The following is a 13,988-nucleotide window of genomic DNA, read 5'->3' as shown; positions in this document are numbered from 1 at the left end:
GAATAACCGTATATGAGATTATTTATATGAGATTATTTCAAGAAGAGTATGGGGGTTTGTGTATTTTAGGGGGGTGGCAGCAGCAGTGCATAGTCATAAACTGATCTTATTGTGGATAAAAATTATTTCTGTTGTGTTTGCTGCAGTAGGCTTGATGGTGAGCCTCGTTCTTGCGGTTCGTGTGTATAGGGAGTGTGAGGCTGCTGATTTTCGGCAGCAGATGGTTGCTATTGTTCATTCACGGGAGTGTCGGAAGGTTATGGAGGAGGATTTTCGTGAGTTGGATCCTCATGCTTTGACTGATAAAGGTGTTATTCAAACCTATGAGATTGTGGACTCGTCTATTGAGCATAATCCTATGGGTGGTATTGATTATTATGTGATTATTAATCATGATGAGAAGCAGACGGTAAGTTTTAATATGGATCGTTATGACTATGGTGGTGGGTATGGTCCTTTAGAAAGCGACGGACACGCGATTTCTGGAAAGTTGTCTGCACGGCGGTTAGCTCGCTATGGCAAGCAGATTTATGATTATGACTGGGCAAGTAAGTATAAGAAGGCTCACCCGAATGAGTTCCCGCCAGAAAACAACACGCAGAAAAAGGATGAGTAGGAGTTGCGATGACGGAACCGCAGTTTACTGATAAAGATCGAATGCTCATTACTAAAGAGGGATATGGGAAAAAGTTTGGCACGTGGGCACTCGGTCACAGCCAAATGATATTACGATTAAAGGCACCCATAAAGATCAGTACATTGGCACAGTAGTCAAGGTTGTTCGTGGCCGGGATAATGTGAAGGGTGATGATCCGTCGGGTTTGGATGCGGTAGTGTTAAAGGATGACAGGACGAAAACTCTCCGTATTATCTATCAAGGATCCCAGGGAAGTTGGATAACAGGCAAGGATTGGGCTGACAATGACTGGCCTCTATTCTACAGTTTTCTTAATCCTACTGGTGGACAGCAGATGAAAGGTGTAGGAGGTGTAGAGCCTAGTCCCAAGTTCCCGCCTCCACAGAGGCCTCGCCCTACGCCTCAGTTGGTTGCTGCTGCTCGTTTGGCTAAGAGGGTGCTGCGGCAGTATCCTCAGTATCGTCTGGAGATGTATGGTCATTCCTTGGGGTCTATGGATGGACAGTATGCTTTGGCTGCTTTGAATAAGGAGGAAGCAGCCCGGGTGAGGGGAGCTTGGCTGTACGAGGGACCAAACATTAGTTTCCTACTGAATAAGAAGGAGAGGAACCGTGCGAGCAGATACGGGGATAGAGTCCGTCAGTATGTTGATAGTAAAGATGTAGTCCCTTTCGGAGCTTCACGGATGGGAATGGTAGGAAAAATATACCATGTTGATTCAAGATTTCAGTGGAGGATCGATCCCTTTAAACATATTAGTGATCAACATATGTGGGGTGGGTACAAATGGACTAATGATGGTTCTGTAGTTATGGAACAGAAAACTATTGACAGTATATATCAGCAATCGATGGACAGGGTCAGTCGTTTACACTCACGGTGGACTAAAACAGGAAAACACTTGACTAGCTCACAGACCATATACCTTGATTATCAGCAAGTTGTGGTTATAGTCCGTGCTTGTGATGAGCAAATGGACCGGTTCGAATACGAATTAAAAGCAACAAGAGAACGATGGGCTCAGAGTGCAGAAGATTTGTGGAACCGTACCATATCTGATATCGCTAACTTGTCAGCGCTGCACCTATCACATGGTGACATAGTAGACATTGCAACTCAGGAAGGGTATTCCAAGCAGAGATACATTAAGCAAACAACAGAGTCTCTGGTGGCTTGTCAGCATCAAGCATCTGCCATACATAAACGGATGAGCAGTACCGGAGAGAGAATAAATCGAGGAGTGAACCGTTTACTGGAGAAAGATAAGCGGTTAGTTGCACAGTTTAGGCACTGGGATACTTTGTGAATCCTGAGATGTGTAACGCATTCTGACAGAAAAGTCCGGAAGATTATGAGGTGAGTTTTGGTTTCTGAAATGGCAATGACTGAGATTAATCAATGGATCCAGCTTCCTGTGAAACAGAGAATGGGTTTTGACTCATGCCCGTACTGTAATAATTATGTCAGCCATATGACTCATGTTCAGCAAATGGCAGATTTGTTTAAAGAAGTCATGAGTCAGAGGCTGGCTCATGACAATAATTTTCTCGATGCTCTTGAAGAAGAAGGACGTGGCCTTGCTGCTGCTCATCCCTCAGCTTCTCAGGAGATTATGATACGGACCTTGAATACGGTAAGTATGTACAGAGACGAGCTGGCAAAACAGTCAGAACAACTATCCGCTGCTTATAACCACATTATGAATGATATTCATAATGCTCGAATTTATTATAGTGAACTGGAAGCAAGAAACAGGGACTAAGGAGAATATTATGCAGAAGATGATCAGTCCAGGGAGTAATACAGACCAATCTCTCGACCAGCTCGCCATTGAAAAAAATCTTGTTCGAGGGAATATTCGCTCTATTCTCGGTACTGCCCTGGCAGAAAGCAAGCCTAAGCTTCGTCAGGAGATAGAAGAAATGGTGCATAATGCTGATAAAAATGTCAAGTCTGTCCTTCACCGTTTTGCTTCTGCATCTTCCGGAAAATATTCGGATGCTGCAGAAAAAGAATTTATGGATGAGGAGAAAGAGATTCCTCACATCAGCGAATAATCATTCCGTCAGATTTTCTGAGCGTCAATTATCTGCGGGAAGATCTGACTGAATTAACAATCAGTCCCAGACTTAAAAGAACACAGATGGCGCTAAGGGTCGCCAACAAGCTGCTGGCTGATGGCATATTTAGAGATAGAATCAGGAGAACTACTGCCGCAGCCCCGAGAATCAAACCGATGATAGCGGAAAGAGAAAGTGGGGAAGAAAAGTGAGGCGGAGTAAAGTGCGAATCCGCTTCATCAGCATCGAACCAGGATGTCGAGTAGGTCCTGGGGCCGTGAGGATTACCTGCAATAAAAACATTGTTTTTAAAATCAGAAGAGGAAAAACCGCCCTGTGCTTTCTGCGCTTTTTGAGCTTTCTTGATGTGCTTCTCAAACTTCCTGGCGTCTTTCGACTGTTCAAGGTTGTTCAGCTCATCCTGGTGCTCCCGGGCAAAGGTCTTCCAGGAATCATCAGAAGAAGCTGCGGAATCATCATGCCTGGCATCGGTTTTGTTATCGGTCATATCTATACTGTAATAGTTGATGGCGATAGGGGCCGTCAATTGCTGACATGTGTTCGATAGATCACATTTGATGGCTCAAGGGAGTTATGCATGCTGTATTGGTTCTTTGTCAAGACACTGGGAACATGGGCCAGACATCGTTTTTCACCCACAGTTAAGGGGCTGTCAAATATACCTGCTCAGGGACCAGCAATCATAGCAGCTAATCATTTGTCAGTTTTGGATGATGCCATCATTCCTATCACATCCCCCCGCATGGTCCACTACATGGGAAAGAGCGAATATTTCACCGGTAAGGGGATTAAGGGAGCCTTCAAAAAATGGTGGTTCACTTCTGTCGGCGTTTTCCCGGTAGACCGGTCTGGAGGTAAAGCTGCCGCTCAGGCAATGAATACTGCTAAAAAAGTGCTCGATCAGGGGCATATTTTTGGCATACATCCCGAAGGCACTAGAAGTCCTGATGGGAAATTGTATAAAGCTCATACAGGTGCAGCCCGGCTGGCTCTGGAGACCGGCTGTCCGGTTATACCAACCGGTCTTTTTGATACAGATAAGCTCATGGCCATCGGCCAGGCTATTCCCTCGCGCGGTACCTGCATGGTGATTTATGGCCGTCCCTTGTACCCTCCGGTTAATCCGGATGGGCATGAGCTTACCCATGATGAAATTCGGAATTTTGCCAATAAGATTACTGAGGAAATTCAAAAAATTACTGGTCAGGAGTACGTGGATGAATATGCTCAAGTAGTCAAGAAACGCCTGGAGGCCCAGAAGGCTCAGGAGGCGGCTGACCGAGCCCGGAAGGTAGCCGAGGAAACCTATACCCAAGAAAGAGAGACTGACTGATTTTTCAGCATGGACTTATATAAGTTTTTCTCTCTATAGTTCTCTCCTGATTCTTTGAGGGTTATCGAACAGCTACCAGGAAAAGAGAGAAACGGTCAGGACTATAGTGGGGGGATTGCCATTGTCATCTGCCGCTTTGACCCGGGATCCAGCTTTGAGAGACTGATCAATCACAGTGGTTCCCAGTCCTAAAGTATTCTTTTCTTTCACGGTAAATCCCTTGGATTTCAATAAGGACTTCGCCTTATCCACATCCATTCCGACTACATCGGGAACAGTAAGAGTTTCCGGACCCTTGGAAAGAGTCACCGTTACTGTGTCATTCCAGTGAATTTGGGCCCCTGCCTTCAAACTTGCCTTAATGACCACGCCTTTTTTAACTGTCGATGAATACACCTGAACAACCGTTACCTTCAACCTGGCTTCTGCCAGCATGGCTTTGGCCTTGGCCCATTCTTCACCCACGATATCTGGCATAGCGACTGGTTTTGGCCCCAAGGATAGGATTAGGCGAATTCGGGTGTTATGGCTGATTCGCTTTCCTGCAGAGGGATTTATGTAAATCAAACCACCTTTAGGAACGGTAGCGGAGTACTGGTCATCAGACAAGTTATGTGAAATGGAGTCAAACCCCAGGGATTTTAGCGTTTTTATAGGATTTTTCCCATTCTTTGAGTGAGGGTTAATAATATCGGCTGGAATAGTGATCATATGAACACCGCGAGAGACAACCAAGTGAACAGTTCCATGGCGTTTGGAGATATGATCCCCCACAGTATGAGGTGTTCCGGAAATAATTTTCCCCTTGGCGACCGTATCGCTGTACTGGTAAGCGACTGTATACGGGATACCGGAATCGTTGAGAATTGTTCGGTAATCGCTGAACTTACTGCCTACTATGGAACAGGTTTGGCTGGATGACTCCGCATTATTGGTGCAGGTGGCATCCTGAGACAGGGGGAGGGTGTAATAGCTTCCAGGTCCTGATAAAAACCACCAGAGAATAAGGGCAGCCAGTGCCAAGACCAACACAAGGGCACCTGAAATCCTGAGGCGTCCAGAGAACCGTTTCTTCTTGGATGCTGATCTTCTTTTCTCCGTTTTCTCAGCAGTAACCTGACTGGTAGCGGCAATCCTGTCGGCACTGATGGTTTTTTTTACATGGACAATGGCTGTAGGGTCAGATAGAGATTGGGGCACAGAGTAGTTTGCAGCAGCTTCTGGACTATGACTCCTTGCCCCCATGCTAGAGAATCCGTCTGTCTGTTTGCTGGTTTGCTTGACCGGCTTGGTGATACGGCTTTGGTAGTCAGAAGGCCTGATCCGCAGGTTAATTTCGTCGGCAGTCAGACTGGCGCGCATGTCCTTTAAGGCTGTCAACGCCTCCTGACCATTTGCCGGCCGGTGGGCAGGATCTCGTTCTGTCAGATGGGCAATGAAGGAGCTGAATTGCCGGGGAACTGAAGGGTTGACCTTATCTAAAGGAGGGACATCATCATGGACATGCTTGAAAACGACGGTAACGGGATTGGAAGAGACAAAGGGAACCGTTCCCATAATCATTTCCCAGCCCATGATTCCTACAGCATAAAGGTCGCTTTGTGGACTGGAGTAGTTGTTTTCAATAGTCTCCGGTGCTAAATAAGAGGCTGTTCCCAGCAACATTCCGGTACTAGACAGGGTCTCCTGAGAGGTTGCTTTGGCTAAGCCGAAATCGGTAATCTTCACAATACCTTGCCTGGAGATCATAATATTTTCTGGCTTAATATCACGATGTATTACCTGATGTGCATGGGCAGCAGCCAATCCATCAAGAACCTGGCTCAAGATTTCAAGGGACCAGCCAATACTGAAGGTACCATTTTCCTGTATTTTCTGGCGGAGGGTTACCCCATCAATCAATTCCATCACCAGATAACTGCGATTCTGAAAGGTACCGGTATCATAGACAGGAACGATATGTGAATTAGAAACAGAGGCCGCAGACTGAGCTTCCCGTTGGAAACGCTGAATGTATTCTTCGGCGTGAGGGCCTTGTGCCAGCTGAGCATGCATAATTTTCAGCGCCACGGTGCGATTCAGGCGATTGTCAACAGCCTGATAGACTGTCGCCATGCCTCCGTCTGCAATTCTGCGGACAATGCGATAGCGGCCGTCGATGACGGTATTATCAGCCATGCCCGTTATTTCATTCATATGCATTATCCTACGGCTTCCCTTTGAATTCCTGCCCCTTATTCATAATTCATAATAATTCACATAATAATTCATAGGTGGAGCGATAAAATCTAAACTTTATGCCTCTCATACCGTGGAACAAAAAGAATCCATGATCTGCAAAAGGTGATTCATATCTTCTGCATCAGGGGAAAAACCGTGATGGAATTCTCTTCCTCTTTGGCCTTCCTCTTCTGCTGCCTCTAACTGCCTGATCAGTATGCTCTTTGCCTGATGGTTCAAAAGGGCAATGCGGTGCCGAGATTTGTCTATAGCGCCACAGGACTGCATGAGAGAGATAACATCCTGAACGGCATCTGGCTGTGGTCGGCCACTGGAGTAGATGCGAAGAAGAAGGGTTTTCTGTTCTTGGCTGCAGGAGCGCAGAGTATCCGCCAAGAGCACAGTTCTTTTGCCTTCTATAATATCTCCGCCTAAAGGTTTACCTGAGGTAAGGGAGATTATATCAATAACATCGTCATTAAGCTGGAAGGCCAGGCCCAAGGGAGTACCCACCTGATGAGCGATGGAGGAGGCGGTGTGAGGATCGTAACCACATGCTATCAGAGCAAGTCGTAAGGGTGCAATTGTTGTATAGCTGGATGTTTTCCACCAGTAAGTCTGCTTGGCCTGATCTTCGATCAGGTCAGGATCGGTCAGAGGAAGCGATTCCATCGCCAGATCCATGATCTGGCCTTTTTCCACCTGCCGGTGCATATCCAGGAAGGCTTCGAGCAAGGCATAGGACTGCGGAAACTGGCGGGAAGATCGATGGGCAACATCAACGCTGAGAGTTGCCAGAATATCTCCCAGCATAATGCCCAGGCCAATTCCTATATGATTTTTTTCCTCCGAATTATTCTCTGAGTTCTTCTCTAGGTTCTCCTCTGGACCAGTTTCGTTGGCCAAAGCCCTGTGAGCTGAAGGAGCACCGCGCCGAGTGTCAGAATCATCAATAATGTCATCGTGAACCAGTGCAGCTGTTTGAAAAATTTCCAGTGCACAGGCTAGATCCAGGGCAGAGGGCATAAGATCAGCTGATAATCCACAGGCCTGTGCCACAGCACCCAGGAGCTGGGCTCGTAGCCGTTTTCCTCCCTGGCAAGAGCGTACAGCTTGTTCTCGCACAGCATCTACATATGGAGGGAGGGAGGGACGGGTATCTGCATCAGCTTGACTGATGGGTAATCCTTCTGCCGGTGATTCTTTTACGAGTTCAAGCAGACGACTATCAATATCCTCTTTAGAAAATGACAGGCTATTCACCCTGCCAGTTTACGAGACTGGTCCCACAAAGGTCTCCTGAGGTATGTGGTATGTGGAAAAGTTTCGGCGTGTTTTCCACATTCGACCACATTGAGAAAAAATCTTCTCTCCTCCCACGCTGTGCATGCATACTAAGAATAATTCCGTTCCAACTCCAGGCTGGATCATGATGTGATCCGTGAAAAGAAAGGGATACTGTGACTGCACCAATACAGACCAGCATTGTTAGAAAAGAGGACAGTATGGAAATAGAAGAATTTAACCAACAGGTGAGGAGGATCTGTACTGATAAGGCAATTCGCTCCCTTGTCACCTCTCTGCGCCAGGATCGTCGACAGGAAGGGATCGCTGCGAGCGACAAAAAGTGGTTCAGCCAGCCCCTGATTCATCTTCTGACCTTTATGGAGGAGGAAGGTTCCCTTTTTGATACTTCTCCAAAGTCTTTAACAGTGAGTGATGTTCTTGCCCTGATTGTTGGTATGGGAGAGACACTCAGTATTAGAGATGCTATTATTTGCGCCATAGTCAATAAACTGACTCCCGACGAGGTTGTCATGTTGGGTTGTGAACCTTTTCAAGAGAAAAGTGCTGAATTGGTCTGTTTATCACTTGATCCTGCCTTTAATAACCCCTATGTTCCTCGCAGGCGCAAGCAGACAATGAGAATGTATACTCTGATGAAACAGTGGCCGGATGCACTTCCTGATTCTTATACCGTGTACAGAAGTGTTCTTTTTTCCGCACTTGCTTATATTGCTTGGTGGATGGGTGAGCCTGAATTATCACTGGAATATTCATATAGCAGTCTGGAGATTGATCCTGACTGTAATCTTGCTTCTATCATGAATCATGCTGTCTCGTGGGGAGCCATGCCTGCCTGGTGGCGAAAAGAACGAGAGAGAGAAAAAGGGAGAGAAGAAAGAGACCAGCAGGAGGAAAATAGAGAAAAAGGCTGAGGAAACGGGAGGGGATTGACAAATGCGGAATAATTGTCCCTCTTATATGGTTCATTATTGCGTAGTAGTTGCACTTACCCGTATTGTGCCCATTTTCGGGTCAATTTGAGGAGGATATGTGGTCGCCGCAAAAAAGACCGACGCAGGTATTGGTGAAGAGCCTGTTTCTTCAGGTACAACTGTATCGAAAACCGGAAAGAAAGTAAAGAGTTCAGCAAAAAAAAGTTCAGCCAAAACAGGCACAGCTCAGAAAAGCACTGCAAAGACAAGCTCGGCAAAGAAAAGTACTGCGAAAACAGCCTCAACTAAAAAGACAAGTTCTGCTAAAAAAACGGCCTCGACAAGAAAAACCGTAAAGAAAAAACCTGCGGTTGAGGATGACCAGAAGAAGACTTCTCAGAGCACGTCTGCGCATTCGGCAGAAGGGAAGAGTTCCCAGAAGACTGCTTCCAAGTCCAAGAAAGCCGCTTCAAAGAAGTCTTCTGCCATAAAGTCTGCGAATGAAGAGCCCCAGACCTCCTCCAGGAAGACCCATAAGAAACAAGATGACCTTTCTCACGTTCCTGAGAAAGGATCAGAATCTCAGACAGGTACGCACGATGAGGATATCCGGAGTCTCGATAGTCTGGATGCCGGCAATCAGACAGATACTGATATCCCTGTTGAGGATGATGATATTGATGAAGGCATTGGCCCCGGGGACGAGAGGTCCAATGCCTTGGATCATATTGACGATTCAGTGGAGTTGGACGAGAATGGTGATCCCATTTCGCCCGATGACGATAGTGATATTCTTGCCGATGCAGAAGAAAAGGATCTGGAAGAAGAAGAGGAAGACGAAGGAAGAGCAGAGGAAAAGCAACCGGTTGAGGAAGGTGCCTTCGTTGTCAACGAAAAAGAAGATGACGATGATGAGAACCTTACCCCTGCTGGCAATCCCAAGCGCAGAGTTGTCACTACAGGAGCTACAGCAGATCCGGTGAAAGATTATCTGAAGCAGATCGGCAGGGTCAATCTGCTCAATGCCCAGCAGGAAGTGGACCTTTCAGAACGAATAGAGGCCGGACTATATGCCCAGCACCTGCTTGATACCACTGATCCTGATAAATTGAGTTTCCAGCGTAAAAGGGAGCTGAAGTGGGCAGCCAATGATGGAAAGAAAGCCAAAGACCATCTTTTGGAAGCCAATTTGAGGCTGGTTGTCTCTTTGGCAAAGCGTTATACTGGCCGTGGCATGCTCTTCCTGGATTTGATTCAGGAGGGCAACCTGGGCCTAATTCGAGCTGTGGAAAAGTTTGACTGGAAAAAGGGCTTCAAATTCTCTACTTACGCGACCTGGTGGATTCGGCAGGCGATTACCCGGGCTATGGCTGATCAGGCCCGTACCATTCGTGTGCCCGTTCACATGGTAGAGGTCATTAATAAACTTTCCCGGGTTCAAAGGCAGATGCTTCAAGATCTGGGCCGGGAGCCTACACCCGATGAGCTGGCCCGCGAATTGGATATGCCTGTGGAGAAAGTACAGGAAGTGCAGAAATATGGCCGGGAGCCAATTTCACTGCACACTCCTTTGGGAGAGGATGGCGATTCGGAGTTTGGCGACTTAATAGAAGACACCGACGCTATCGCTCCTTCTGAAGCAGTAGCTTTCTCCCTGCTCCAGGAACAGTTTACTCAGGTTTTGGAGACCCTAAGTCCCCGTGAAGCAGGAGTAATTAAGATGCGCTATGGCCTAGAAGATGGTCAGCCCAAGACTTTGGACGACATTGGTCACGTTTATGGGGTGACCCGTGAACGGATCCGTCAGATAGAATCCAAAACCATGTCCAAGCTGCGTCATCCCTCGCGCTCTCAGACCCTACGCGACTTCCTCGATCAGGAATAGGCAGGGATCTCAGGGTGAGTGCTGCGAAGAAAAAATCTGAAGCTTATAATGCTAACAGTCTGTCCGTTCTGGAGGGTCTTGATGCCGTCCGTAAGAGACCAGGCATGTATATTGGAACTACAGACAGCCAGGGTCTTATGCACTGCTTGTGGGAAATTATCGATAATTCGGTAGATGAAGCCCTGGCTGGAGCTTGCAGCCATATTGTAGTGACCCTTCATAAAGACGGATCTATTACTGTTGCCGATAATGGCCGTGGGATTCCGGTTGATATTGAGCAGAAAACAGGTCTGTCCGGCGTGGAAGTTGTTTTAACCAAACTCCATGCAGGCGGTAAATTTGGCAATTCTGCTTACACTGCGGTTGGCGGTCTTCATGGAGTGGGATCGTCCGTTGTTAATGCCCTCAGCTCCCGCTTAGATGTTGAGGTTGACAGGGGCGGAAAAACATATCGAATGGAATTCCATCAGGGACATCCTGGGGTTTATGATGACCCTGACCCACAGAATCCGTCTCCCGATTCACCTTTTGCGCGAACCCGCAAGGGGAGGCCGACAGAGCTGAGGGTAGTAGGCACATATTCCGGTAAGAAGACCGGTACCCGCATCCGGTATTGGGCTGATCCGGAAATTTTTAACAGTACAGCTCGCTTCAACTATGATCAGCTGATAGACAGGGTAAGGCAGACCTCTTTCCTGGTGCCTGGCTTGCGGATTGAAGTCATCGATGAAAATATATCAGAGAACACATATGTGGCTTCAGTCGATGCAGATGCTCAGCGTGAGTTTGAGAACTCGTCTGCTCGGGAGACAAAGCCGGAAAAACAGCTGGATAGCTTGGATAGCTTGGATAGCTCTGCGGCCAGTTCCCCCAGTTCTCTGGAATCATCTGCGGAAGGCCAGGTAAGCGCGGATCCTGTTGCTATCGAGTCTTCCACGATGCCGCATCCTCGGGTAGAAGAATTCTTCCACGAGGGCGGGGTGGTTGATTTTGTGGACTATCTGTCGCATGGGGAGCCGATTAGCAGTATTTGGCATATCGAAGGCGATAATACCTATGAGGAAGAAACTCAGCAGGTGGGACCAGATGGAGATCTGCATCCTGCGATGGTAACCAGAGACTGCCATGTTGACATTGCCCTGCGGTGGATCAACGATTATGAGACTGTTTTGCGCAGCTTTGTCAACGTAGTAGAGACGCCCGGCGGAGGCATGCATGTGGATGGCTTCCTGAATTCGATCACCAGGAACATCCGCCGGAGTGTTGAAGCCAATGCCCGCAAGCTGAAGGTGAATCTGAAAGATTCGTCCATGAAAATTGAGCGGGATGATGTTTTGGCCGGAATTGTCGCTGTGGTTACTGTTCGAATTGCTGAACCCCAGTTCCAGGGGCAGACTAAAGATGTCCTGGGAACGGCCCAGGTTAAGCCTATCGTGGCCAAGATGTGTGATGATCAATTTGGTCAAATGATTACGGGATCTAAACGCGGTTTCAAAGATCAGTCAGCCCGGGTTTTGGAAAAAATTACCGGAGAGATGCATGCTCGTGTTCAGGCAAGGAAAACCAAGGAAGTTACCAGACGGAAGAATGCCCTGGAATCAGCCTCTATGCCTGCCAAACTGTCTGACTGCCAGCCTGGGAATGACGACATAGCCGAGCTCTTTATTGTAGAGGGTGACTCTGCCCTGGGGACAGCGAAAGCAGCCCGAAACTCCAGCTTCCAGGCCCTGCTGCCTATCCGGGGGAAAATCCTCAATGTTCAAAAAGCCTCTGTTGCCCAGATTCTGGCGAATAAAGAGTGTTCAGCCATTATCCAAGTGGTAGGTGCCGGTTCCGGGGCTACTTTTGATCTGAGTCAGTCCCGCTACGACAAGGTCATTATGATGACCGATGCTGACGTGGACGGAGCGCATATTCGTACCCTCCTCCTTACCCTGTTTTACCGCTATATGCGGCCTCTGGTCCAGGCCGGGCATGTGTATGCAGCAGTGCCTCCCTTGCACCGGATAGCCTTGATGGGAAAGCATAAAGGCGAATATGTGTATACTTATTCCGAGGAAGAGCTGGCCAGAAAATTATCTCAGCTTGACAGGCAGGAGATACGGTACGACCCTGATATTCAGCGCTACAAGGGTTTAGGTGAAATGGATGCTGATCAGCTGGCTGACACCACCATGGATCCCCGTTCCCGGATGCTGAGGCGGATCCGTCTGGAGGATGCCCAGAAGGCTTCGGAGATTTTTGAACTTCTGATGGGTGATGAGGTTCCTCCCCGCCGGCAATTCATTATTGATAATGCCGATGATTTTGACAGAACTGCTATAGATGCCTGACAACCCGACAACCTGATAACCTGACAGCCTGACAGAAAGTACCTGCCATGATTGGTCTGCTCCTCTGTGTAATTTATCTTAGTTTTATCAGTTTGGGACTGCCCGACTCCCTCCTGGGAGCAGCCTGGCCCACTATCTATCCTCAGTTTGGAGTACCAGTTTCTTATGCTGGCATCCTGTCTTTTGTTATCTCCCTGGGGACTATTATTTCCGCTTTGATGAGCGACAGAATTACCTATAAAATAGGCCCGGGGAAGGTCACTGCTTTTTCTGTGGGGCTTACTGCCGCTGCTTTGCTAGGATTTTCCTTGTCAGGGAATTTCTGGCTCCTCGTTCTTTTTGCCATTCCCTATGGTCTGGGTGCAGGAGGAGTGGATGCAGCTCTGAATAATTATGTGGCTATACATTATGCATCTCATCACATGAGCTGGCTGCATTGTATGTGGGGGATCGGAGCGTCCATTAGCCCCTCGATTATGAGTTTTGCCCTAACTCACAATCATGATTGGCACATGGGCTATCGCTATATATCCATTCTTCAGCTTATTCTCACCACTATCGTTATTTTCAGTCTTCCCCTATGGAAAGATAGGCAAATAGTGGGTTCCATGCCGGAACGGTCCCAGATGGAGGGGGATCGTGAGAAGGAGGGAGAGGATAAACGACTTAAACCTTTAAAATTCCGGCAGATTTTTGCTATTCGCGGTGCCAGCGAGATTATGGTGATGTTTTTCTGTTACTGCGCTCTGGAAACCACAGCGGGAATGTGGGCGAGCAGCTATATGGTACTGACCAAGGGAATTGAAAGATCTACAGCTGCCCAGTGGGCCAGTTTCTTTTATATAGGAATTACAATCGGCAGAGCTGTCAGTGGCTTCTTGACCATGCGTTTCAATGACCCCACCATGATTCGCATAGGAGAAGGTCTCTTGATTCTCGGTGCTTTAATTCTTATGATTCCTTTTCCCGGAACGGGTTCATCCCTAGTTGGCTTGATCACCGTTGGTTTAGGCTGCGCCCCTATCTATCCCTGTGTTATTCATGCAACTCCCAAGTATTTTGGGGCAGACAAATCTCAGGCCATCATTGGGGTTCAAATGGCCTGTGCTTATACCGGTACATTGGCAGTGCCGTCTGTCTTTGGTCTTATAGCCAAGTCTTGTGGCGCAGCGGTCTTCCCTTTCTTTCTGCTGATTTTTATTCTGATTATGACCTTAATGCATGAAATCGTTCGCAGGAAAACCGGTGTTATTTTTGACTGAATGTCATCCTTATTCGCT

General features: G+C 47.6%; 12 protein-coding genes. 9 read left to right on the top strand and 3 right to left on the bottom strand.

Features of this window, described 5'->3' with window-relative positions; all coding sequences use genetic code 11:
• Positions 1 to 133 precede the first annotated feature (133 nt).
• The 4 genes from SCIP_RS03955 (at position 134) to SCIP_RS03940 (ending at position 2,694) form a co-directional block, all read left to right on the top strand.
• Complete coding sequence (locus SCIP_RS03955) at positions 134 to 616, top strand: DUF1310 family protein (RefSeq protein ID WP_231851916.1); 483 nt, start codon at positions 134 to 136, stop codon at positions 614 to 616.
• Positions 617 to 698: 82 nt separating this feature from the next.
• Positions 699 to 1,943 carry an alpha/beta hydrolase family protein gene (locus SCIP_RS03950; protein ID WP_006293231.1) on the top strand — a complete coding sequence of 415 codons (1,245 nt, stop codon included), beginning with the start codon at positions 699 to 701 and terminating at the stop codon, positions 1,941 to 1,943.
• A 57-nt stretch (positions 1,944 to 2,000) separates the two neighbouring features.
• On the top strand, positions 2,001 to 2,399 hold the full coding sequence (locus tag SCIP_RS03945; RefSeq protein WP_006293228.1) for a hypothetical protein: 399 nt from the start codon (positions 2,001 to 2,003) through the stop codon (positions 2,397 to 2,399).
• Positions 2,400 to 2,409: 10 nt separating this feature from the next.
• Positions 2,410 to 2,694 carry a hypothetical protein gene (locus SCIP_RS03940; RefSeq protein WP_040590623.1) on the top strand — a complete coding sequence of 95 codons (285 nt, stop codon included), beginning with the start codon at positions 2,410 to 2,412 and terminating at the stop codon, positions 2,692 to 2,694.
• Between the two features lie 28 nt (positions 2,695 to 2,722).
• Here the strand turns inward: SCIP_RS03940 and SCIP_RS03935 are convergent, their stop codons facing one another.
• Positions 2,723 to 3,205: a hypothetical protein gene (locus SCIP_RS03935; RefSeq protein WP_040591135.1), complete on the bottom strand. Its 483-nt coding sequence runs from the start codon at positions 3,203 to 3,205 to the stop codon at positions 2,723 to 2,725.
• Positions 3,206 to 3,295: 90 nt separating this feature from the next.
• Here SCIP_RS03935 and SCIP_RS03930 point away from each other — a divergent pair, with 90 nt between their 5' ends.
• Entirely contained in the window at positions 3,296 to 4,051 is a 756-nt protein-coding gene (locus SCIP_RS03930; RefSeq protein WP_006293225.1) for a lysophospholipid acyltransferase family protein, read from the top strand.
• Between the two features lie 72 nt (positions 4,052 to 4,123).
• Here the strand turns inward: SCIP_RS03930 and SCIP_RS03925 are convergent, their stop codons facing one another.
• Together SCIP_RS03925 and SCIP_RS03920 are read right to left on the bottom strand one after the other, a co-directional pair.
• Positions 4,124 to 6,247: a Stk1 family PASTA domain-containing Ser/Thr kinase gene (locus SCIP_RS03925; protein WP_048349348.1), complete on the bottom strand. Its 2,124-nt coding sequence runs from the start codon at positions 6,245 to 6,247 to the stop codon at positions 4,124 to 4,126.
• A 108-nt stretch (positions 6,248 to 6,355) separates the two neighbouring features.
• Positions 6,356 to 7,534 (bottom strand): polyprenyl synthetase family protein, encoded by a 1,179-nt coding sequence (locus tag SCIP_RS03920; RefSeq protein WP_006293222.1) that lies wholly within the window; start codon positions 7,532 to 7,534, stop codon positions 6,356 to 6,358.
• Positions 7,535 to 7,776: 242 nt separating this feature from the next.
• Here SCIP_RS03920 and SCIP_RS03915 point away from each other — a divergent pair, with 242 nt between their 5' ends.
• From SCIP_RS03915 to SCIP_RS03900, 4 genes are all read left to right on the top strand, one after another.
• Entirely contained in the window at positions 7,777 to 8,490 is a 714-nt protein-coding gene (locus SCIP_RS03915) for a hypothetical protein (RefSeq protein ID WP_006293221.1), read from the top strand.
• 118 nt (positions 8,491 to 8,608) lie between these two features.
• Positions 8,609 to 10,375, top strand: a complete 1,767-nt coding sequence (locus SCIP_RS03910; RefSeq protein WP_006293220.1) for an RNA polymerase sigma factor — start codon at positions 8,609 to 8,611, stop codon at positions 10,373 to 10,375.
• Between the two features lie 14 nt (positions 10,376 to 10,389).
• Positions 10,390 to 12,708, top strand: a complete 2,319-nt coding sequence (locus tag SCIP_RS03905) for a DNA gyrase/topoisomerase IV subunit B (protein ID WP_006293219.1) — start codon at positions 10,390 to 10,392, stop codon at positions 12,706 to 12,708.
• A gap of 47 nt (positions 12,709 to 12,755) precedes the next feature.
• A complete protein-coding gene (locus tag SCIP_RS03900) occupies positions 12,756 to 13,970 on the top strand; it encodes an MFS transporter (protein WP_006293217.1) in 1,215 nt (404 codons plus the stop codon).
• Positions 13,971 to 13,988 lie beyond the last annotated feature (18 nt).

The sequence above is a fragment of the Scardovia inopinata JCM 12537 genome, from assembly GCF_001042695.1.
Lineage (GTDB): Bacteria > Actinomycetota > Actinomycetes > Actinomycetales > Bifidobacteriaceae > Scardovia > Scardovia inopinata.
Note: the sequence above shows the minus strand (reverse complement) of the source record. Positions and strands in the feature narration are given on the sequence as shown.